We start from the raw sequence: 22,001 nt of genomic DNA on the forward strand, positions 1-22,001 counted from the left end.
CTTTGCCGATCCCCCGCGGCATTTAGGGACCAAAGAAGCGGTTAGAGTAAGTCGTGCGGCGTCGTGAAATGTGCTGCGGTGTTCTGATGGAAGTGTAGTGCGCTCCAGTCCGCGATATCGCAGGTGAACACCGTGGTCGCGCCTGAAGGGTAGTCAAAAAAGCGCGGATTGTTTGGGGCTGTTTTTGCAAGGCGTTCCGCAAACTCGCCAATGCCTGGATTATGCGCGACGATCAGTAGCGTGTCTGCGTGTGCCCTTTGTACATGCTTCATCAACACATCCGAGGACGTCATATAGAGCGCGTCGTTTAGCGTGAGGGGTGTATCAAGAGCGAGGCGATCTGCGGTTTCTTGCGTGCGCGCGGCAGAGGAGCAGAGGATCTCATCGGGGATAAGTGCAGCTCGGCGCATCCAATCACCAAGCGCGGTTGCACCGTTTCGGCCGCGTTCGTTCAGGAGGCGGCATTTGTCTTCAACGGGTTCATCCCAGCTGGATTTGGCGTGTCGCATGACAATTAGGGTTTTGTTCATGAGGTTACTCTCCCAAAAAGGCGCGCATGTGGAAAGCGGATTGTTCGGGTCGGCGGCTAAAGGTTTGCGAGACAGGGCAGGCGCGGCGCGCGGCGCATCCTTGGGCGCGGCAGGATTTGCTGTCGGGGCCGAGTATGTGAACTTTGCAAGCCTCTACATCGTAGCTGGTTTCGCTGAGTGCGCCGACGGGACAGGCGGTTTCACAAGGTTTGGCGCAGGGGGTGCAGGGCGACGTTGCTGGCGCAGGGAGCGCTAGGTGTCCGTTGAGGCGGAGTGCGCCACGGTAGGAGGCGAAAAGCCCTGCGTTTTGATGCACCAACATGCCAACTGGCGAGGCCCAGCTTTCACCGCTCTCTAGCGCCCATGAGATGAAGGGCGGATAGGCCGGGCCGTCTGAGGGGAAATGTGTGGAGGCTTTGGAGTTGGTCGCAAGCTGGCTGATGATGCGTTTGGACCAGCGATCGAGCGGGTCTGATTGGCCATCTTGCGCTTCCGGGCTGGATTTGAAGACCTTCCAGAACTCTGGCTCTAAGGGGCCAAGAAGCAAGATGGTGTCTGTGCCTTCGTGCAAAGCGCCCAAGATTTCCAAATGCTGCGCGTTTGCGGCCTTGCGGATGTCCTCAATCACGGATGAGCGAACCTGCGCCGTGTTCTGTGTAGAGTTCCAGCAAGCATGCATTTGGCGCGCGCCCATCAAGGATGACGACAGCGCGCACGCCGCCTTCAATTGCGGTGAGTGCGGTTTCGGTTTTCGGGATCATGCCGCCCGCGATCGTGCCATCTGCCGTCAATGCGCGGATTTGGGCGGCGGTGAGTTCGGTGAGCACCTCGCCCGTGCCGTCTTTGACGCCTGCCACATCGGTGAGCAACAACAGGCGATCTGCCTTGAGACTGGCCGCAATCGCGCCTGCGGCTGTGTCGCCATTGACGTTGAACGTTTCACCGTTTCGACCTGTGCCTAAAGGCGCGATCACGGGGATGATATTGTCTTTCGCAAGGCCACGCAGGAAGTTGGGATTCATCTCCGAGGGCGTGCCAACAAAGCCGAGATCGGGATCGGTTTGATCACAGATCATCAGGTTCGCATCTTTGCCAGAGAGGCCAACAGCCTTGCCACCTTCCGCGTTGATCGCCTGCACAATACGTTTGTTCACACGGCCCGAAAGCACCATTTCAACGACTTCGACTGTTGCTGCGTCGGTCACGCGCTTGCCTTTCACGAACTCGGACTGAATGTCCAAACGTTCGAGCATCGCGTTAATCATCGGTCCGCCGCCATGCACGATCACTGGGTTCACGCCGACCTGCTGCATCAGCACGACATCGCGTGCAAAGCTTTCCATGCCAGCGTCACTGCCCATCGCATGACCGCCAAGTTTGATCACAACCGTCGCATCATCATAGCGCTGCAAAAGTGGGAGAGCATAGGAGAGCGTTTGCGCCGTGGCGATCCAATCGCGGTTCATATCTTGTTTCTTCATATTGGGACCTCTTAACCCTTGGTTAGCGCCCGCTTGGCACAGGGGCAAGGCAAAGTGGGATGTGAAAAATGTCATCATTTAAATTTTACCAGTTGATAAAAAAATTAAATCCTGCAAACCTGAGTGAAAGTGAATGTCACGAGGAGAAGTCCATGCCAGCAGATATGCTCGCTCAGGGGATACAAACAGGGCGGTTGAGTGCTGAACAGTACGATGCGAATTTTGCGGATTTGCATGCACCGCTGGATGATCATGAGGCTTTGGTGGCGGCGGATCGCTGTTACTTTTGTCATGACGCGCCCTGCATGACGGCCTGCCCCACGGATATAGACATCCCTTTGTTTATTCGCCAGATCGCCACGGGTACGTCGGATGCAGCGGCGAAAACGATCCTCACCCAGAATATTCTGGGCGGTATGTGCGCGCGGGTCTGTCCGACTGAAACGTTGTGTGAAGAGGTCTGTGTGCGCGAAGTGGCTGAGGGCAAGCCGGTTTTGATAGGCCAGCTTCAGCGCTATGCGACGGATGGTTTGATGGCCAAAGGCGTGCATCCCTTCGTGCGTGCTGAAACGACGGACAAACGTGTCGCGGTTGTCGGTGCGGGGCCAGCGGGACTGGCCTGCGCGCATCGCTTGGCGATGTTGGGCCATGATGTGACGCTATATGATGCGCGCGCGAAGGCTGGGGGGCTGAACGAATACGGCATTGCCGCGTATAAAAGCACCGATGAGTTTGCGGCCAAAGAGGTGGATTGGCTTTTGCAAATTGGCGGTATTGTCGTGAACCAAGGTGTCGCACTTGGATCTAATGTCAGCTTGGCGCAGCTCCAAAGCGATTTTGACGCTGTGTTTTTGGGCATGGGTCTTGGCGGTGTGAACGGGCTTGGCCTGGATGGAGACGACAAGGATGGCATCACGGATGCCGTTGATTTCATTGCGGAGCTTCGTCAAGCGAACGAATTGGGAGCCATGCCGATCGGGCGTGATGTCGTCGTGATCGGGGGCGGTATGACGGCGGTTGATGCGGCCGTGCAGGCGAAACTACTTGGAGCTTTAAACGTGACGCTGGTCTATCGCAGATCGCGCGCACGGATGAACGCGAGTGTGTATGAACAGGACTTGGCAGCCTCTAAGGGCGTGCGGATTATTACCAATGCGTCGCCTAACGCAGTGCATGGCAATGGCCCTGTGCGCGAGGTGGAGTTTGAATATACGGATGATGATCTAAAGCCTACGGGCCAGACCGTGCGTTTGATGGCAGATCAAGTATTTCGTGCGATTGGTCAGACTTTGCAAGGCGAGGGATTGCCCGACCTAGAGGGGCGCAAGATCAAAGTGTCGGACACTGGTGCAACCTCTGTTAAGGGGATTTGGGCCGGGGGCGATTGTGCGTTTGGGGGCGATGACTTGACGGTGACAGCTGTGGCTGAGGGTCGCGATGCGGCGATTGATATTAATGCGAACCTGATGGGAGGGGTAACCTGATGGTAGATCTCACAACGACGTTTATTGGCATCACAAGTCCGAACCCTTTCTGGCTCGCCTCGGCACCCCCGACGGACAAAGAATACAATGTGCGCCGTGCATTTGAAGCTGGATGGGGCGGGGTCGTTTGGAAGACGCTTGGCTCTGAAGGGCCGCCTGTGGTTAACGTGAACGGACCGCGATACGGTGCGATCTATGGCGCGGATCGTCGGTTACTGGGCTTGAATAATATCGAGCTGATCACGGATCGTGATCTGTTCACCAACCTTGAAGAGATCAAGCGCGTGAAGGCAGATTACCCGGATCGTGCGATTATCGTGTCGTTGATGGTACCCTGCGAGGAAGAGGCGTGGAAAGCGATTTTGCCGCTGGTGGAGGACACGGGTGCGGATGGAATCGAGCTGAATTTCGGCTGCCCCCATGGCATGAGCGAGCGCGGCATGGGCGCGGCTGTTGGCCAAGTGCCCGAGTATATCGAAATGGTTACGCGCTGGTGTAAGCGATATTATTCGAAGCCAGTGATCGTCAAACTGACGCCAAATATCACCGATGTGCGCAAACCTGCAGCGGCTGCGCGCGCAGGTGGCGCAGATGCCGTTAGTTTAATTAACACAATTAATTCAATTACTTCTGTGAACCTTGATAGCATGTCGCCAGAGCCGTCGATTGATGGAAAAGGCACCCACGGCGGTTATTGCGGCCCTGCGGTGAAACCGATTGCGATGAGCATGGTGTCCGAGATTGCGCGCGCAGAGGCAACCGCGGGCATGCCCATTTCAGGCATTGGCGGTGTGACCACATGGCGCGATGCGGCGGAGTTCATGGCGCTTGGCTGTGGCAATGTGCAGGTCTGCACGGCGGCGATGACTTATGGGTTCAAGATCGTTCAAGAGATGATTTCGGGCCTGAGCCAATGGATGGATGAGAAGGGCTATGAGAATACGACAGATTTCGTGGGTATGGCGGTGCCGAACACGACTGATTGGCAGTATCTAAACCTCAACTATATTGCGAAAGCTAAGATTGATCAGGACCTCTGTATCTCTTGCGGGCGCTGTTTTGCGGCATGCGAAGATACTTCGCATCAAGCGATTGCCATGTCCGAAGATCGCGTGTTCAGCGTGATTGATGCGGAATGCGTGGCCTGCAATTTATGCGTGAATGTTTGCCCTGTTGAGAATTGCATCACGATGGAGCAAATGCCTGTTGGCGCGGTTGATCCGCGCACGGATCGTGTGGTCGATAAGGATTATGCCAACTGGACGACACATCCGAATAATCCGTCGGCCACCGCGGCCGAGTAGAGTTTAAGACCCCGCTGTTCTCCCCAGCGGCACCCAGAGACCTCTGCCGGAGTGAGTGACGGCAGGGGTCTTTTTATCTCCAATTTTTGAGTATCATCTGCCCAATCCAAAGGAGTGCACTGCCAATGATCAAGATCGCATAAACTTCACCGCCCTGAAGATAGCGCATTGGCTGATCTTATTTGCAGGAGCATTCGATGAATCCAATTATTTATAACGTCGCGATCTCTATCGATTGCTGTATTTCTGGTCTTGATGGGACGTGTCTGATTTTGCCCATGCGCAGGAAGTTACGCTGTAGCTGGAAGCTGAAAAGACTTATGCTGACGGATATATGCTTCAGGAGTGATCGCTTAAGTAGCTTGGTTCGAGGGGGCGCTGCCCCCGCGCTGCGCGCTCCCCCGAAGTTTACTTAGAAAGATGAAGGGGGGCGTTACGCGCTAATTTGGGCGAGGAAGGCGTCGCGGAACCCGAGGAGTTCTTCGTGCCGCGCTGTTGCGAGGCGTTGGCCTTCGTTGGTTTGAAAGCCCTCCGCGAGGGTAAGGAGTTTAGTCTCAAAATGATCGATAGCAAAATTTCGATCGTCGAGTATGCGGTTTTGAGCGTGTGGATCATTTGGATCATAGAGCGCACTGCCCATGCGTCCCGCCACATAAAAACAACGCGCGACGCCAATGAGGCCGATGGCGTCAAGGCGATCTGCGTCTTGGAGGATCTTCGCTTCTAACGTTTCGGGTGGGATGTTGGCGGAGAAACTATGCGCCTCAATCGCGTGGCAGGTCCGGGCGATTTTGTCTGTGTGCCAGCCGAGGTCTTTGAGATGGATTTGCGCTTGTTTCGCCGCTTGTGTGGAGGCACTGGCGCGGTGCGGGCTGTCTTTCTCGACGCTCACGCAGTCATGGAGCAGCGTCGCGGCTGCGATGATGTCCAGCGTGCCTCCTTCGATAGTGGCAATCGCGTACGCATTGCGCCAGACGCGGGTGATGTGCGCGATGTCATGAGCCCCGTCTGATTCATTTGGGGTCGCAAAGGGCAACAGCGCCGTTGCGAGGCTTTCATTGGGGGCAAAAAGTGCGGAGTTCATGGGTTAAGCGTAGAGTCTTTCGATCTGCGCGTCATAGAGCTCAAACACTTTGTTGCGGCGCACTTTCATAGTGGCCGTGACTTCGCCATCATCGTGATCGAGCTCTTTCGAGAGCAAATGCACCTTCTTAATCTGCTCTACACGCGCGAGATTACCGTTCTGCCTTGCGATTTCTTTATCAATAAGTTCAATCACTTGCGGATTTTCTGCCAGAGAACGGAATGTCGTGTAAGCGATGCCTTTGCTTTCCGCCCATAGGCGCACGGGGTCCATGTCGATCTGCACCAAAGCTGTGACAAAGGGGCGCTTGTCGGCGACCACGATGCACTCTTTAATGAAGGGGGAGGCCTTCATGATATTCTCGATCAAGGAGGGCGACAGGTTCTTGCCTGCCGCGTTGATCATAATGTCTTTCTTGCGATCAATCAGGCTAATCGAGCCATCCGCGCAGGCCTCTGCCACATCACCGGTGTGCAACCAACCATCGACGATAGTTTCGGCGGTGGCGTCGGGGCGATTGTAGTAGCCCTTGAAGACGATCCCGCCCTTGACGAGGAGTTCACCGTCGTCTGTGATCTTATACTCAACGCTATCCACAAAGTGGCCCACGCGCCCCTCAGAGCAGCCCCAGTCCGGCTGGATCGTCGCGGCACCCGTCGTTTCGGACATGCCCCAAGCTTCACGAATGTTGATGCCGATGCCGCGCATGAAGCCCAGCAGATCCTCGGAAATCGGGGCGGCGGCAGAGATCGCAAATTTTACCCGTCCAAGCCCGAGGTAGGAGCGGATATGACGATAGACCGTCCAGTCCCAAAACGCGTTGGCGATCTTGTCGGACGTGCTCCACTCATCGCGCCGGATCGCACCGCGTCGTTCTGCTCGCTTCAAGGCATAGAGAGTAACGGGACCCTTAATCGTGCCAGCCGTGGCGGCTTGGATCGTGAGATCAGAGCGCATCTTTTCCCAAATGCGCGGCACACCGAAGAAAATTTGTGGCGCAACTTCACGCAGGTCAATGATGATCGTGCGCAGGCTTTCACCGAAGTTCATCACCATTTTGCTCGCCAGTGCATTGGTCACTGTGACGTTCTGCTCGGCGATATGACATAGGGGTAAGTAGCTGAGAACATTGGTGCCTTCGGGATACTCGCCAAAAATATCTCGACTAAGTGCCGCCGCGACAGAGAGATTGTGATGACTGATCTCCGCAGCTTTTGGCAATCCGGTGGAGCCCGACGTAAAGACCATCATAGCTGTGTGCTCTGGGCTGATAGCGGACTTGCGTGCTTGCACATCTGTGTCTGCACCTGCCTCAAGGGCTGCACGGCCCATTGCGATCACCTCGTCGAAGGTTTTGAGGTTCAGCTCCGCCTCGCCATCAGTGCCCTTCGGGTTAAAGATGATCAACTGGCGCAGCTTTGGCAGTTTACCGCGCAGCTCAATAATCTTGTCGAGCTGCTCCTGGTCTTCAATGAATAGCATTGTGGTGTCAGACGAGCCTGCCAGATGTTCGATTTCCGGTGCGGGGGAGGTGGGGTACATCCCCGTCACCACGCCGCCCGCTGCATTGATGCCGAACTGCGCGAGCACCCATTCACGCCGGTTCTCGGACAGAATGCCAATGTGTTCGCCGTCTTGCATGCCAAGTTCCATCAGGCCCGCTGCGACTGCATGCATGATCTCTTCAAAGCCGGACCATGTGATCTCTTGCCAGATGCCGAAGTCCTTTTGGCGCATGGCGACGCGCGCGGGATCGCTTTGCGCATGTGCGGAGACGATTGAGACGTTGGAGCGGAAATCGGTCATAGGATTACCCTTAGCTCAGCCAGCGTTTGCGGCGTTTGTAATGTTTCACATCGCGGAAAGACTGACGATCCTCAGAGCCGTCCTCGGACACGCCGAGATAGAAGCTCTGGATGTCTTTGTCGTTCTTCAGGGTCTCGACATCGCCCTCCAGAACGATCTGCCCGCTCTCCATGATGTAGCCATAATCAGCCACGGAAAACGCGACCCCTGCGTTCTGTTCGACGACAAGGATGGAGGTGCCATCTTCTGTGTTTAAACGCCGGATCGTGTCGAAAATTTCTTTGACGATCTTGGGGGCAAGGCCCAGCGAGGGCTCGTCCATCAAAATCAACTTAGGCCGTGCAATCATCGCGCGTCCAAAGGCCAGCATCTGCTGCTCGCCACCAGAGAGGTATCCGGCTATCTGCTTGCGCCGCTCCTGTAATCTTGGGAAAAACGCGTAAATCTTGTCGAAATCCGCGTTAAAGCCACGGCCGTCCAACGCATAAGACGCCGCAATGAGATTATCCTCAACGGTCATTTCCGAAAAAATCCGCCGCCCCTCGCGCACATGAAACAGACCCTGTTTCACAAGCGCATCTGGCGCGATATTGCGAATGTTCTTGCCATCAAAATGGATGCGACCTTCGCCGACTTCACCATTTTCGAGCTTCAACAAATTTGAGGCCGCTTTCAAAGTCGTTGTCTTGCCCGCGCCATTGGTGCCAAGCAAAGTCACGATCTTTCCCTTAGGCACCTCAAGGGACAGGCCACGTAGGGCCTGCACGGTGTGATAATAACTCACCTCGATGTTTTCGATCGTCAGCATGCACGCGCACCCATCATCTTCTTTGGTCTTGAAATACCTTGGGGGTGCGGGGGACAGCCCCCGCGCCGGTTGGATGGCCCGTAAAGGCCATCCGAAAACTATTTAAGTGCTGAGCCAGTCAGACACAGGCGTGAACAGACCGGTATCCGGCGCGTATTCATAGACGCGACCCGTGCCAATCTTGTTATTGTTCATTGATACTGGCCCACCGAAGAAACCACCGCTGTCCCAATCGGAAATACCAGACAGGCTCTCAGCGACATTGTCTGCCGTCAGCTCTTTGCCAGCTTCAGCTGTGTCGCGAAGCGCCTTCATCGCCAGCTCCAAACCACACATCGCCTGAAGCGCCCACGTGGACATGTAGTTCTCTAGTGGCGTGCCCGCAAACATCGCTTTGGAAAGCGCTGCATATTGCTCATAGCGCGGCGCGTTTTCGCGGTCATAGAAGTAGCGATACGGCATCACACCTTGGTAACCTGCAAGGAACGGACCCGCTTCTTTGGTAATACGATCTGCGATCAGCTTTTCCATACCCCAGAAAGTGCCGTGGAACTGGATTGGCAGACCGAATTGACGCGCGCCACCGATAAGCTGTGGCCAAACGCCTGTCACGTAGCCTTGCAGGATGCAGTGCTCTGCGCCTGATTGCGCCAGCTTTGTAACGTGCGTTGGGATGTCCGCGCCTTGTGGTTTCGTTGCTTCTTCAAGAACGATCTCAAGGCCGAGTCTCTCAGCCGTCGCGCGGCCATGCTCCAAAGGATCGCGACCAAATTCCGTGTTGGAGTAGATGATCGCAATTTTAGACCCACCCGCCGCTTTGATGTTTTGCATCAAAATGTCGAACTGGTCCTGATACGTTGGGCCAGAGATATACTGGTATGGGTTCGTCTGAGGGTTCGCCAATTCAGACGCGAAAGAGGTCGACCCCATCAAGCGCGCGTTCTCGCCTTTCAACTCTGGTGCGATTAGTTTCATCGCACCTGTAGAATCTGCAAAATAGCCGACGCAGGCTTTGCCTTCTGTCGCCAAAACGCGTTGGTAATTGGCAAGTGTGCTCTGCGGCACGTAACCGGAATCCTCGGTTACAAAACGGATCGGCGTGCCTGCGATACCGCCTTCGTCGTTGAACATCTTTTGCGCTAAAGCAAAGGCCGGCGCGACCAACTGGCCCGCGGTCGCGAAAGGACCGGTCAGGGGCAAGGATGCGCCAAGTACATATTCTGCGGGCTGCGCTTTGAGGATCATTGGTGTGCCCACTACAGCCGTTGCGGCAGCACCCGTGGCAAGGAAAGTCCGTCTGTTCAGTGTCATAGTTTTATCTCCCAATAGTAGTGGCCTTTGATTTTATCCACGCGCAAACGGCCAACGGTTTGCAGAACGCAGTATTCGGTCAGTAATTTGATTGATGCCCAGTGGCTCTTTCAACAAGAAGAACACCAAAAGCAGGCCAAAGACAATTTCTTGCACGGGGCCAGTGTAACGCGCGAGTTCCAAACTGCCGCCTGTGGCCGCAGCCATACTGATCTTGATCAATTCGGGAACAAGCATCACGACGACCACGCCAAACAGTGGCCCAAGTGTACGCCCCATACCGCCAACGATTAGCGCGGCGACAAGTTCAAGCGACAGATCAAGGCCGAACTGTTCGGGCAGGATACGTGCAAAGAAATACGCTCCAAGTGCGCCGGACAAGCCGCAATAGCCTGCGGAAATCGCAAAGCTCATCAGCTTGTAACGCAGTAAGGAAATCCCCAAGATCTCGGCTGAATAGTCACGGTCTCGAATAGCGATGAAGGCGCGACCGACGCGTGTGCGAAACAGGTTTTGCGCAGCAAGCATTGTGCCAAGGGCAAGCGCTGTGATCAGCACATACATTTCGCGTTTGTTGTCCAGCTCCCAGCCCAGCAGGCTTGGCACAGGGGTGTCAATCCCCACAATGCCGCCCGTCCAGGGTGCGAAGAGGTCTTGTTCAATCAGGAATTTCACAATGAAACTGGCTGCGAGCGTGGCAACCGCAAGGTAAAGCCCTTTGACCCGCAAAGATGGCAGGCCAACGATTATGCCAGTGAGCGCAGAGACCGCGATGGCCATCGGCACTACAATGAACGGCAAGATACCAGTGGGCAAGCCACTGAACAGATTGCTAAAAATGACAGTGGAGTAGGCCCCGATGGCCACGAACGCGCCGTGCCCAAGGGAAACAAGGCCCGTGTAGCCCGTCAAAACGTTCACGCCGACCACAGCGATCAAAAGGATGCCCATCTTGCAGGCCATAAGGACGGAGTAATCATCCGCGAATAAGGGAAACAGCGCAAGCAGGATTATGCTGCCAAAGACAAACATCTGTTTGTTGCGATTGTTCAGAACTCGCTCGTCCGCGCCATATGTGGCCTTGAGATTGCCGTTGATCATATGCGTTCAACCTCTTTTTGACCCATTAATCCGTGTGGACGGAAGATGATGACGACCAATACAGCTACGTAAGGCACGATCTCGGCCCACTCACCGCCCATTTTCCATTGGGTCATCGCTTCCAGAACGCCGACCGCCATGGCCGCGATAAAGCAGCCCACATAGCTATCAAGTCCACCCATCAGCACGATTGCAAGCACCGAAAAGCCGAACAGGCCAAGGGAGGGTGAAATGCCGTTGCGCGTCGCAAGGATTGCTCCCGCGACAGCCCCTGTGGCAGAGGCGAGAACCCAAGCGCGCGAAAAGATCTTGGGCACAGAGATGCCCATGGAATAAGCGGTTGATTGATCCTCTGCCGTAGCACGGATCGCAACGCCACCTTTGGTGAATTTCACCATCGCGACGATGCTGCCAAAGATAATTAGCGCGATGATCATATTTACTATATCCGCGCCAAAGAGGAAGATCATCGAGCCGAACAGCTCAAACCGGATCGGTGTGTTTGGGGCGATATGGGGCACAAAGGCCGCATCTGCTGTCCATATCAGCGAGGCAGACCCCGAGAGGATCGAGATCAGGCCAACAGTGACCATGATCATCGCAAAAACCGATTGACCCATCAGAGGACGCATCAGCGTGCGCTCCACCACGCGGCCAAGGATCGCATTGCACACAACCGCGCCTATTAAACCACAGATGATGCGGGGCACATTTGCGGCCCAATCAAGAACAGCGCCGAGCAGGGAAAACATGCTCAATCCTTCGCGCATTTCCACCATCCAATCGGGCTTCCAAGAGGCTAGCCAGGCGGGTGCCCAGTCTTGTCCAGGAATGATCACGGCAAAGGTGAAATAGAAATACGCTCCGAACATGATCAGATAGCCATGCGCGAAGTTCACCACTTTGGTGGCCTTGTAGACCGACACTATGCCCACGGCGATCAGGGCGTAGATTGCTCCGCTCATCAGGCCGTTGATTGCGAATTGAATAAACTGTCCCATGTCCGCCCCTATGCCGCCGCGCCCAAGTAGGCTTCGATCACCGCCGGATTTTGCGAGACCTCCGCAGGTGTGCCTGACGCAATTTGCTGGCCAAAGTTCAACACGACGATGTGGCTGCAAATATCCATGACCATATGCATGTCATGTTCCACCAGCAGGATGGTGGTGCCAAATTGCTCCTGCACATCTAGGATAAAGCGTGCCATATCAGCGGTTTCTTCGCGATTCATGCCTGCGACTGGTTCATCCAGTAGTAAGACACGCGGTTTCATCGCCAGCGCGCGCGCAAGTTCAACGCGTTTCTGCAAACCGTAAGAGAGCATAGTGATTGGATATTTGCGAATGTGGTCGATTTCGAGGAAATCAATCACGCGTTCTTCGATGTCGCGGCGCAATTCCAATTCTTCGCGGCGTGCGGAGCCGAAATATTTGAATGAAGAGAAGAGGCCAGTGTTGAGACGCGTGTGCCCGCCAAGCTTGATATTATCGAGCACGGTCATGCCGCGAAACAGCGCGATATTTTGAAACGTGCGCGCCATGCCGAGAGACGCGCGTTTGTCCGGCGAAATGCCTGTGATGTCGCTGCCATCAAAGGTCACGGTGCCACGGTTGGGCGCGTAAAATCCTGAAATCGCGTTGAAAAGCGAAGTTTTACCCGCGCCATTTGGGCCGATCACGCCGGTAATCTCGCCCGCTTTGGCATCAAAGCTTACCCCTTGCAGCGCTTTGATGCCGCCAAAGGAAAGATATAAATCGGATATGCTCAGCATGGCTGATCGGACCTTTCGCTGTGCCAAATACGGGGTGCCGCTTTTCGCGATCTTGCCCAAGCAGCTCTCTATGTTGAGCGGCAACCTTAGCGTTCTGCGCAGGTCTGGCAATGCTCTTTGACGTGCTTGTACGTTACGTAAGGTTGCGGGGGAGATCATATGACGGATCTAAGGCCGTTCTCGTCCGCCACTTTATGCCAGGCTTTGGGACAGCGTCGATCATCGGTTGTATGGACTGCTCAACCAGAGGTACGGTCATTCAATAGCACGGAATAACCATGCTGAAATTGAAAAAACGTTTGGCCGCACAGGCGGCACGTGTCATGTCCATGGTGAAGTTTCCGCCCGCGCAGAGGATGCCGATATCAGGCTGATGCAGGTCCTCGAACAGCTCCATATCCATCATTACATCTGTGTTGCCGCTGAAATAGATCACCTTGCCTTCGTCCGCGATCATAAAGCCGCTTTCCATGCCCGCATACATCGGGCTATTCTCGAATTTATACGTGCTTAAATGCGCGATGGTAAGCATTGTGACGGCGACGCGGCCAAGCTGCACCGTGCCTCCCTTGTTAAAAGCTACGGTCTTGATGCCCATCTTGGCCTTCATGAAACCCATGTGATCGTAGCTGCCGACCGCGGGTAGATCGAGTTCCTTGGCGATCTCGAAGTCATCCGCGCCGTGATTGAAATGGCCGTGGCTGATCAACACATGTGTCGCATTTTTTATCGCATCTTGGCGACGCTCTGCAGGAAATACAGGGCAGCCGGTGAGCCACGGATCGACAAGAAGGATTTGATCTTCGATCTCGATACGAAAGCGGGAATTGCCAAGGGAAATGATTTGCACTGTGTTGCTTCTGTATATGCATGCTTGTTGGGGACGGGTGCAGGGTTTGAGTGTAAAGGGCAAGATGAAGCGTAAGATGCTCGGTTTATGCGAGGTTTATTTGTGTGGTGGCGGCGGCACCCTTGCGAGCGGCGCGCGTGGGCGCTAAACGCTAGCGCAACATGCTTTTGCGGAGACTTGCCTGATGTCAATTGATGAAAAAACTGCGGCGCGCGTGGCCAAATTGGCCCGTATCAAAGTAGAGCCTGAGGCATTGCCTGCTTTGGCCCAGGAATTCACCAATATTCTTGGCTTTATCGAGCAATTGAATGAGGTCGATGTTGAGGGTGTTGAGCCAATGACATCTGTGACGCCACAGCGTTTAAAACGCCGTGTGGATTTGGTGACGGATGGGGATCAACCTGAAAAAGTGCTCGAGAATGCGCCAGATGCGCGCGAAGGATTTTTCGCGGTTCCGAAGGTGGTTGAATAATGTCTGATCTTACAAAAATGACACTGGCAGGCGCGCGCGATGCGTTGCGGAAGGGTGAAACCACATCGGTTGAGTTGACCGGAACCTTTCTGAAAGAGATTGAGGGCGCGGGCGCGTTGAATGCGTTTGTGCATCACACGCCAGAGATCGCAATTGAGCAGGCCAAATCCGCAGATGAGCGGATTGCGCGCGGTGATGCGCCGGCTATGTGTGGTTTGCCCATTGGAATAAAGGACTTGTTCTGCACGAAAGGCGTGCCTTCGCAGGCAGCCTCTGCGATTTTGAACGGGTTCAAGCCTGAGTATGAAAGCACTGTCAGCCAAAACCTGTTTGATGTGGGCGCGGTGATGCTCGGTAAGTTGAACATGGACGAGTTCGCGATGGGCTCCTCGAACGAGACATCCGTATACGGCAACGCGGTGAACCCGTGGCGTCGCGGCGCTGATGACACGGATTTGACACCGGGCGGATCATCTGGCGGGTCTGCATCTGCGGTCGCGGCGGATTTGTGTTTGGCGGCGACAGGTACAGACACAGGCGGTTCCATCCGCCAGCCTGCAGCCTTCACAGGCATCACTGGGATCAAGCCGACCTATGGTCGGTGTTCACGCTGGGGCACGATCGCGTTTGCGTCTTCCTTGGATCAAGCAGGGCCGATGACCAAGGACGTGCGCGACGCGGCGATCATGCTCGAAGCCATGTGTTCGTATGACGAAAAAGACAGCACCAGCGCTGATCTGCCTGTACCGAATTTCGAGGCGATGCTTACGGGCGATATCAAGGGAAAGACCATTGGTATCCCTAAAGAATATCGTATGGACGGTATGCCTGACGAAATCGAAAAGCTTTGGGCGGACGGCACCGCGATGCTGAAAGATTCGGGCGCGAAGATCGTCGATATCTCGCTGCCGCACACGCAATACGCTTTGCCTGCGTACTATGTGATTGCGCCTGCGGAGGCGTCTTCGAACCTCGCGCGTTATGATGGGGTGCGCTATGGCCATCGTGCAACTTTGGAGGCGGGTGAGGGCATCACGGAGATGTATGAAAAGACCCGCGCAGAAGGCTTTGGCCCTGAAGTGCAGCGCCGTGTGATGGTCGGAACTTATGTGCTTAGTGCTGGTTTTTATGACGCTTATTACAATCGTGCGCGTCGCGTGCGAGCGCTTATAAAGAAAGACTTCGATGATGTGTTTGCTGCTGGCGTCGATGCAATCCTGACGCCTGCGACGCCGAGTTCGGCCTTTGGCATTGGCGAGATGAAAGACGCGGATCCCGTGCAAATGTATATGAATGACGTCTTTACCGTCACCGTGAACCTTGCGGGTTTGCCGGGCATTGCGGTTCCGACCGGTTTGGACAGCAAAGGTCTACCCCTCGCGCTGCAGTTGATTGGCAAGCCGTGGGAAGAGGGTGATTTGCTAAATACCGCCTACGCGCTGGAGCAGGCGGCGGGATTTGTAGCAAAACCCGCCAAGTGGTGGTAAGCTGTGCGAAAAGATAACATCGAGGCATTCTGTAATATGAAACGCATCCTTTTATCGCTCGCAACGCTGGGAGCACTTGCGGCCTGTAGTCCGACCATTCCTGACAGTGGCACGGGCGTGGGCTATGGCGATTACAAAAAAATCGAACAAAAGCAAGCGGCGCGCGATGCGGCGCTGAATGGGGGCGGGGCTTTGCCACCTCCTCAAGCGGTGAGTTCTGAAACGCTTGCACCTGCTGCGGCCTCCGGCATTGCGCAAGTGACAAATGCGGACGGTGCAGTTGATTCAAGTCCAACCAACGCAGCACCCGTTTTGCGCGCGGGTGGGATCAGTGCCGAGAATGATTTCAGCGCAGTTTCTGGCCAACGTTCTATCGAAGGCGACGCGGCGAAACGTGCGCAGAACCAACAAGAGTTCCAAGTGATCCAGCCGACAGCTTTGCCGACACGTCAGGGTAATGGCGGGCCGAATATTGTTGCCTTTGCGATTGCCGCGAAGAACGCCAAGGGCCAACGTGTCTATCGTCGCAACAGCTTTAACGCGGAGCGCAAATATCAGCGCGCGTGTTCTGGCTTTGCCTCGCAAGATCAAGCGCAGCAGGCGTTTATGGCGCAGGGCGGTCCGCAAAAGGATCGCAAGGGCATGGACCCTGATGGCGACGGATTTGCCTGCGCTTGGGATCCGGCACCGTTTCGCAATGCGGTCAGTGACTAAAGTCTGATGGGTGCGGTTCAACAGCGTCCATCCCCCAATTGTGGGCCGCGCAAGGGTGGCATTTGCAAACCTGATATGGTGGTGCTCCACTATACCGCAATGCAAAGCGCCGAGGATGCAATTTGCACATTGTGTAATCCTGAAAAGGAAGTCTCATCGCATTATGTGATTGGCCGCAATGGGGGTGTGACCCAACTGGTCGATGAAGCTGCGCGTGCCTGGCATGCTGGATCAGGGCGCTGGGCCGAGTGCGATGATATCAACTCACGCTCTATCGGGATTGAGCTGGATAACGACGGATTTTCCCCGTTTTCGGCTGAGTTGATGGATGCTTTGGAAGATCTGCTTGGTGGAATTTTGGCCCGTTGGGAGATCCCTGCTCATCATGTGATCGCGCATTCTGATTTGGCCCCTTTGCGTAAGTTTGATCCCGGCGGGCGGTTTGATTGGCGCCGTTTGGCGGTGCAGGACTTGTCTGTTTGGCCCACTCGGGGTGAGGATCTGCCTTTAACGGAAAGCTTAGCGGCGCTGGGGTATGGCGTGGCTGTGTTTGGTGTCGAGTCGTGCTTGAACGCGTTTCGCCAACGCTTTGCACCTTGGCGCGATGGAGCAGAGTCTATGGCGGATCGGCGGGATGCAGCTTCACTGGCGGCGCGATTCGCGGTTGACCCATGGGGTAGCGCAAGCTAGGCGCATCCTTGCGTACGGAAGGCTGGATGGCTGCTTGGACGGCGCTCCTTTCGGGGGGCTTGTCTGAGAGGAAAGTCCGGACTCCATGAAGTAACGGTGCCGGGTAACGCCCGGCCAGGGTAACCTGAGGGATAGCGCCACAGAGAAGAAACCGCTTTTGTTTCGACTTAAGTAAGGGTGAAACGGTGCGGTAAGAGCGCACCGCGGGACGGGTAACCGGACCGGCACGGCAAGCCCCATCGGGAGCAATGCCAAATAGGGATGCCGCGTGGGTGTGATCGAGCAATCGATATCCTCGCAGGGACGCTTTAGCCTGAGGCATCCGGGTTGGCAGCTAGAGGGGCGCAGGTAACTGCGCCTTGAGATGAATGGTCATCTATTTGCACGTCGAGAGACGTGCATTGGACAAAATCCGGCTTATAGGCCCTCCGTACGCATATTTTTTCTGAACCAAAATTTCTGGAAAGCGAGAAAGAGGCATGTTTGACTTTGTATGTGACACAAAGAAAGTTGCGCGTTTTGCCTTTTGCTTGGGTGTCGGCTTCGCGGACGAAGCCGACTTTCATAGTGGGTGCATGAATGGCCGCTTATTTAAAGTAGCCACTGGTATTTTCTCAAACCGCTTGGTGCCGAACAGATCTCATTTGACTTACGTTGGCCTTGGCACAATGACAAAAGGATATCGCTCCCTAATTACAGCCTTCAAGGTCAAACCCATAGAAAGCCTGAGCAACGTCGCGGAACACTGAATTGTGTTGGTTTTCTGGAACAATCTCGAAGTAACTTTGCGCGAGCTTCGCATAGTCTGAATACAATTTATCGACAGGGAAGTTTGAGCCGAACATGCATCGTTCAGCACCAAATTGATCAAGGCAGCTGTCGACAATGGGCCGGATCGTAGCTGCGCTCCATGTGTGATCGAACATACCAAGTCCCGACAACTTACAACGGACTTGAGGCAATCTAGACAGATGGTGCAGCGTCTTGCTATAGGCCAATAAACCTGACGGGTTTCGCTTATGCGGCGAGCCCGCGTGGCATAGCGCGACGCGCGTATTTGGTGCGTCCTGCAACAGCTCCCCCAGTGCCGGCATTAATTCTGGAATAAGCTGAAGATCAAAGGTTAGGCCCCGTGCGCCGACTGCCCTTAAGCCATCCAAAAACGCGCCTGATTTCGTTAGCTCGTTTGTGCCTGTTTGCGCATCTTCCCCAGGAGCACGTCCAACGATTTGACGGACGCCTTTTACCGTAGAAAGTGTTCGAAATTTATCGAGTTGTTCTGCTAAATCTGGATGCGTTAAGTCGCAATAGACAACCTGTGCCATTGGCCAATTCGGATTTGCATCTGCGATTTTTTGGACCCATCTCGCCTCTTCCCAAGGATCAGCTGCCCCAACTTGAATATGGACCGAGCTGCTAAAGCCAAAAGGCGCGGCGTCTTCCTTAAACTCATCAATCAGGTAATTGCGTTGAATGGGCAACGGATCGCCAAAGAACCGTGTGACACCCTTTGCTTCGAGCCAAGGATAGGACACTGCATTTAGATCCCAAAGGTGATGATGCGCATCTATAAAACTCACTGCTGTGCTCCCTTTAGTCTGCCTAGAATGTCGATGCCTTGCTGGTTAAAGAAATGCAGCATATCAATGAAAACCCAATTTTCCTTGAGCTTGTCACCTTCGCGTCTGTAGATATCGATCACTCGGAATTCGCAGGATTTGTCGCTTGGTGGTAATCCCAAGTACCCGCCCGTTGCTTTGGCTTTAAAGTTTGGCCAACCGAAAAAGCCACCGTAATCCCCTTCTGCAATTCGGGCGATATGACCGGTGCCTGATCGGTCGCTTAGTCCAGCACGGAAAGGTCCCGAATGTTGCTGCGCATACCGCGCGATCGTATAGGTTGCGCCGATCCCAGCAGGCCCCCACCAAATCATATCATCGTGCCAACTTAGCGCGAGCTCTTCCTCAAGCGGCAGGTCGTTTTTCCATTGACCCAGATCGCTTATCATCTTGTGCATGACATCTAAGGTTTTTTGCCCCGCACTCGGGGCGGCATCCGCAAACAGCAAAGAATCATGTGGCATGGGTCCCGGTTGCACCAAATGCGCCGCCGCTTGATCAGGAAAAGGAGTATACCCCGCTTGGATCATGAAATGCGGGATGTCGAAATAAAACGCAGTCTCGGCGATTTTGCCCTCCACAACTTTGTGAAACTCGGCGTACCTCAGCATGATCATCTTGCCAGTTGGTTGAATGCCGAGCCACGGGTTATCAAACAAACCCATCAGATGCCCCATGGAACAGACCCAGATTGAACCGCCCTCATCAATTAAATTATCGCCTGCGAAAAATACATCCATGCGCCGTTGCATGTGCGTCACCGCGCGTCGAAACGGTTGCCAGAACACTTCTGAAACGGCTTGCGAATTTGTCTGCATATGGAACGGATGAAACCCACGCCAGATATAGTTGCAGGAGGTGCGGGCGTTCAAAATCGCAGTGATTCCCTCTCCCTCAGCCTTATCTAAAGCTCCATAGTATTCCCGGACCACTTGTTTTTCAGCTTGAAAGCCCAACGTCTCATCCCTTGTTTATCTAGGCTTTAAAAGGCCTTGTTGTTGGTCAAATCGCAAAATTGCATACGTTTGCAATATTAGCTTGCGTGCCCTTTTGATCAAAGTTTATCCTTTTTGCAAACGTATGCAAAATGGTCTTTGATCATTAGGGGGACTGCATGGCCGAAATCCAACTGCGCAATCTATCAAAGCGCTGGGGTTCTTTTGTTGGGGTACAAGACTTTAACCTCACAATTGCGGATCAAGAGTTCTTGGTGCTGCTTGGGCCGTCAGGCTGCGGCAAAACCACGACCATGCGCATGATTGCTGGGCTTGAGGATGTTACTGCTGGTGACATCATGATTGATGGCAAAAGGGTCAATGATCTGGACCCCAAGGACCGCGACGTTGCAATGGTGTTCCAATCCTATGCGCTTTACCCAAACATGAATGTTTACGAGAACATCCGCTTTCCGTTGAAGGTGCGAAAAATACCGGAAGCAGAACACAAAGAGCGCGTGATGAACGCCTCTGCGATGGTAGAGCTGGACGACTTCTTACATCGCAAACCTGCGGAGCTATCTGGTGGTCAGCGTCAGCGCGTTGCCTTGGCCCGCGCGATTGTGCGAGAGCCCAACGTGTTTTTGATGGATGAGCCACTTTCCAATCTGGATGCCAAGCTGCGTGTTTCCACACGTGCGCAGATCAAGAACCTTAGCCATGAACTAAAGGTCACAACGATTTACGTTACCCACGATCAGATCGAAGCCATGACATTGGCCGATCGGGTTGTCGTCATGAAAGACGGCGTGGTTCAGCAAGTCGGAAGCCCTACTGACATTTACGACCGCCCCTCGAATGCCTTTGTGGCCAGCTTTATTGGCTCTCCTGCAATGAACTTGATCGTCGGCCAAATGGCGGGCGGCAAATTCACCGGCGATAACATCAGTGTCGCAGGCCATGACGCCGCTGATGGTGCCGTTCAGCTTGGATTTCGGGCCGAGGATGCGTCGATCGTTGAGCAGGATGGCGAAATCCATGCTGCCGTATACGCAATGGAATTGCTTGGTGATGCGACAATGATCACCGTCAAAGTAAACGGAGAATTGGTTTCTGTAAAAGCAGCCAAGGATTATCGGGCGCAGATTGGCGAAATGGTTCGCATTTCTGTGCCACTTGAAATTTGCCATTTGTTTGATGCTCAGACAGGTGCGCGAATTGGGGATTAACCCCAAATCAAAGCCCCACAAAGGGGAGAAACCAAGATGCGGTCTTGCAAGGCGCATCTTAATGACAACTAGGGAGAAACAAATGTTTCTAAAGACAATTACAGCTGCCGGTGCATTCGCACTATTGGGCAGCACAGCCATGGCTGGCTGCGGCATAACCGCAGGCAACGTCAGCATTCTTTCTAACGATTTCCCAGCAATTCAAGCGGTAACCGCGGCGGCGTCCGCCTGCGCAGGTGATGGCGTTACGGTTGAAACCAACCTGACCAAAGACCACAAAGACATCATGGTTGCGGCGCTCACAGCCAACCCTGCCCAGTACTCATCCGTTATCGTATCCAACTCAACCTTGGTGACATTGATGAACGACGGCTTGGTCCGTCCTATTGATGATCTGGTTGCCAAACACGGCGCGGCTTTGAACAAAAGCCAGCTGATCACAGTGAACGGTAAAGTGATGGCCGTCGCGTTCATGGCGAATGCACAGCACCTGTTTACACGTACTGATGTTCTGGCAGAAGCTGGCGTTGAGGGCGTTCCTGCGACTTATGAAGATGTTCTCGCCGCTGCTGAGAAAGTTCGCGCCGCTGGCTTGATGGAATACCCAGTTGCTTTGAATACAAAAGCCGGCTGGAACTTGGCCGAAGAGTTCGTAAACATGTACATGGGCACTGGCGCTGACTTCTTCAAAGCGGGCACAGCTGAAGCATCCGTGAACAACAAAAACGGCGTTGCTACGTTGGAAATGTTGAAATCATTGGTTGCCTATTCCAATCCTGATTACCTGACCTACGATTCGAACGCGACACAAGCTGAGTGGGAAGCGGGCAACCTCGCTATGGCCACAATGTGGGGCACGCGCGGTGGTGCGGTTTTAGATGACGAAGGGTCAACAGCAGAAGTTGTCGCCGGAACATTGCTGTCAGCAGCACCAACATGGGGCAACGGCGCACGCCCAGCTTCAACACTTTGGTGGGACGGTATCGGCATCTCAACAAACATCTCGGATGAAGATGCAGAAGCAACATTCATCGCTATGATGAATGGCATCACAACAGAGGTCGTCAAAGCCAACAATGACGCTGCCGTTTGGTTGGTTGAAGGCTATACGCCAAGCCCAGCATCAGCTGGTGTATCTGGCACAGCTGCGGGCGGTGCCGCACCGTATCCGATGGTTCCATTCATGGGCGCTTTGCATACCGCACTTGGCGCGGAAATCACCGATTTCCTTCAAGGTACTGAAAGCGCGCAGCAAGCGTTGGCAGATGTTGAAGCGGCTTACACCGCAGCGGCAAAAGAGCAAGGTTTCTTGAAGTAAGCACCTT

Annotated in this window: 21 protein-coding genes, 1 other RNA gene and 1 pseudogene; 10 read left to right on the forward strand and 13 right to left on the reverse strand. The window is 54.4% G+C overall.

All coding sequences use genetic code 11. The features are described 5' to 3' along the window. Positions 1-41: 41 nt before the first annotated feature. The 3 genes from QZ280_RS02590 to argB are packed head-to-tail and all read right to left on the reverse strand — an operon-like array spanning position 42 to position 2,011. A complete protein-coding gene (locus QZ280_RS02590; RefSeq protein ID WP_293440787.1) occupies positions 42-530 on the reverse strand; it encodes a histidine phosphatase family protein in 489 nt (162 codons plus the stop codon). A 4-nt stretch (positions 531-534) separates the two neighbouring features. Beyond that, positions 535-1,158: a ferredoxin gene (locus tag QZ280_RS02595; protein ID WP_293440789.1), complete on the reverse strand. Its 624-nt coding sequence runs from the start codon at positions 1,156-1,158 to the stop codon at positions 535-537. After that, positions 1,151-2,011, reverse strand: coding sequence for an acetylglutamate kinase (gene argB / locus QZ280_RS02600; RefSeq protein WP_293440791.1), 861 nt, complete (start codon positions 2,009-2,011; stop codon positions 1,151-1,153). The genes QZ280_RS02595 and argB overlap by 8 nt, the downstream gene beginning before the upstream one ends. Before the next feature lie 152 nt (positions 2,012-2,163). On the opposite strand from argB, the gene QZ280_RS02605 reads away from it, so the two are divergent. Continuing rightward, positions 2,164-3,495, forward strand: a complete 1,332-nt coding sequence (locus tag QZ280_RS02605; protein ID WP_293440793.1) for an NAD(P)-dependent oxidoreductase — start codon at positions 2,164-2,166, stop codon at positions 3,493-3,495. Beyond that, the gene (preA, locus tag QZ280_RS02610) at positions 3,495-4,799 is read left to right on the forward strand and encodes an NAD-dependent dihydropyrimidine dehydrogenase subunit PreA (protein ID WP_293440795.1); all 1,305 of its coding nucleotides are present in this window, start codon (positions 3,495-3,497) and stop codon (positions 4,797-4,799) included. The genes QZ280_RS02605 and preA overlap by 1 nt, the downstream gene beginning before the upstream one ends. Positions 4,800-5,232: 433 nt before the next feature. Here the strand turns inward: preA and QZ280_RS02615 are convergent, their stop codons facing one another. The 7 genes from QZ280_RS02615 to QZ280_RS02645 all read right to left on the reverse strand — a co-directional run bounded on the left by QZ280_RS02615 (position 5,233) and on the right by QZ280_RS02645 (position 12,680). Further along, complete coding sequence (locus QZ280_RS02615) at positions 5,233-5,883, reverse strand: HD domain-containing protein (RefSeq protein ID WP_293440797.1); 651 nt, start codon at positions 5,881-5,883, stop codon at positions 5,233-5,235. 3 nt (positions 5,884-5,886) lie between these two features. Beyond that, on the reverse strand, positions 5,887-7,689 hold the full coding sequence (locus QZ280_RS02620) for a long-chain fatty acid--CoA ligase (protein WP_293440799.1): 1,803 nt from the start codon (positions 7,687-7,689) through the stop codon (positions 5,887-5,889). Between the two features lie 10 nt (positions 7,690-7,699). Further along, positions 7,700-8,497: an ABC transporter ATP-binding protein gene (locus QZ280_RS02625; RefSeq protein WP_293440802.1), complete on the reverse strand. Its 798-nt coding sequence runs from the start codon at positions 8,495-8,497 to the stop codon at positions 7,700-7,702. A 102-nt stretch (positions 8,498-8,599) separates the two neighbouring features. Further along, the gene (locus tag QZ280_RS02630) at positions 8,600-9,808 is read right to left on the reverse strand and encodes an ABC transporter substrate-binding protein (protein ID WP_293440803.1); all 1,209 of its coding nucleotides are present in this window, start codon (positions 9,806-9,808) and stop codon (positions 8,600-8,602) included. A 33-nt stretch (positions 9,809-9,841) separates the two neighbouring features. Then, the gene (locus QZ280_RS02635) at positions 9,842-10,909 is read right to left on the reverse strand and encodes a branched-chain amino acid ABC transporter permease (RefSeq protein WP_293440805.1); all 1,068 of its coding nucleotides are present in this window, start codon (positions 10,907-10,909) and stop codon (positions 9,842-9,844) included. Next, positions 10,906-11,910 carry a branched-chain amino acid ABC transporter permease gene (locus QZ280_RS02640; protein ID WP_293440806.1) on the reverse strand — a complete coding sequence of 335 codons (1,005 nt, stop codon included), beginning with the start codon at positions 11,908-11,910 and terminating at the stop codon, positions 10,906-10,908. Before QZ280_RS02640 ends, QZ280_RS02635 begins: the two co-directional genes overlap by 4 nt. A gap of 8 nt (positions 11,911-11,918) precedes the next feature. Beyond that, positions 11,919-12,680, reverse strand: a complete 762-nt coding sequence (locus tag QZ280_RS02645) for an ABC transporter ATP-binding protein (protein WP_293440807.1) — start codon at positions 12,678-12,680, stop codon at positions 11,919-11,921. Between QZ280_RS02645 and QZ280_RS02650 the strand changes: the two genes are divergently transcribed. Continuing rightward, positions 12,679-12,801, forward strand: coding sequence for a hypothetical protein (locus QZ280_RS02650; RefSeq protein ID WP_293440809.1), 123 nt, complete (start codon positions 12,679-12,681; stop codon positions 12,799-12,801). The two genes, QZ280_RS02645 and QZ280_RS02650, sit on opposite strands and share 2 nt — an antisense overlap. A gap of 12 nt (positions 12,802-12,813) precedes the next feature. Here the strand turns inward: QZ280_RS02650 and QZ280_RS02655 are convergent. Further along, a pseudogene (locus tag QZ280_RS02655) lies at positions 12,814-13,530 on the reverse strand (metal-dependent hydrolase). A 184-nt stretch (positions 13,531-13,714) separates the two neighbouring features. Here QZ280_RS02655 and gatC point away from each other — a divergent pair. The 5 genes from gatC to rnpB all read left to right on the forward strand — a co-directional run bounded on the left by gatC (position 13,715) and on the right by rnpB (position 17,329). After that, on the forward strand, positions 13,715-14,002 hold the full coding sequence (gatC, locus tag QZ280_RS02660) for an Asp-tRNA(Asn)/Glu-tRNA(Gln) amidotransferase subunit GatC (RefSeq protein ID WP_293440813.1): 288 nt from the start codon (positions 13,715-13,717) through the stop codon (positions 14,000-14,002). Beyond that, a complete protein-coding gene (gene gatA / locus QZ280_RS02665) occupies positions 14,002-15,489 on the forward strand; it encodes an Asp-tRNA(Asn)/Glu-tRNA(Gln) amidotransferase subunit GatA (protein WP_293440814.1) in 1,488 nt (495 codons plus the stop codon). The genes gatC and gatA overlap by 1 nt, the downstream gene beginning before the upstream one ends. Before the next feature lie 36 nt (positions 15,490-15,525). Next, a complete protein-coding gene (locus QZ280_RS02670; RefSeq protein WP_293440815.1) occupies positions 15,526-16,203 on the forward strand; it encodes a hypothetical protein in 678 nt (225 codons plus the stop codon). A gap of 75 nt (positions 16,204-16,278) precedes the next feature. Further along, positions 16,279-16,893: an N-acetylmuramoyl-L-alanine amidase gene (locus QZ280_RS02675; RefSeq protein WP_293441125.1), complete on the forward strand. Its 615-nt coding sequence runs from the start codon at positions 16,279-16,281 to the stop codon at positions 16,891-16,893. A 14-nt stretch (positions 16,894-16,907) separates the two neighbouring features. Further along, positions 16,908-17,329, forward strand: an RNA gene (gene rnpB / locus QZ280_RS02680) — RNase P RNA component class A. Positions 17,330-17,582: 253 nt separating this feature from the next. Here the strand turns inward: rnpB and QZ280_RS02685 are convergent. Beyond that, the gene (locus tag QZ280_RS02685) at positions 17,583-18,473 is read right to left on the reverse strand and encodes an amidohydrolase family protein (RefSeq protein ID WP_293440816.1); all 891 of its coding nucleotides are present in this window, start codon (positions 18,471-18,473) and stop codon (positions 17,583-17,585) included. Next, positions 18,470-19,384: an ester cyclase gene (locus QZ280_RS02690; protein WP_365734101.1), complete on the reverse strand. Its 915-nt coding sequence runs from the start codon at positions 19,382-19,384 to the stop codon at positions 18,470-18,472. The genes QZ280_RS02685 and QZ280_RS02690 overlap by 4 nt, the downstream gene beginning before the upstream one ends. Positions 19,385-19,626: 242 nt before the next feature. Here QZ280_RS02690 and QZ280_RS02695 point away from each other — a divergent pair, with 242 nt between their 5' ends. Both QZ280_RS02695 and QZ280_RS02700 read left to right on the forward strand, forming a co-directional pair. Beyond that, positions 19,627-20,676: an ABC transporter ATP-binding protein gene (locus tag QZ280_RS02695; RefSeq protein ID WP_293440820.1), complete on the forward strand. Its 1,050-nt coding sequence runs from the start codon at positions 19,627-19,629 to the stop codon at positions 20,674-20,676. 82 nt (positions 20,677-20,758) lie between these two features. Beyond that, on the forward strand, positions 20,759-21,994 hold the full coding sequence (locus tag QZ280_RS02700; RefSeq protein ID WP_293440822.1) for an extracellular solute-binding protein: 1,236 nt from the start codon (positions 20,759-20,761) through the stop codon (positions 21,992-21,994). The last annotated feature ends 7 nt before the right edge of the window (positions 21,995-22,001 follow it).

Origin of the sequence: Planktotalea sp., assembly GCF_018607995.1 — a bacterium.
GTDB lineage: Bacteria > Pseudomonadota > Alphaproteobacteria > Rhodobacterales > Rhodobacteraceae > Planktotalea.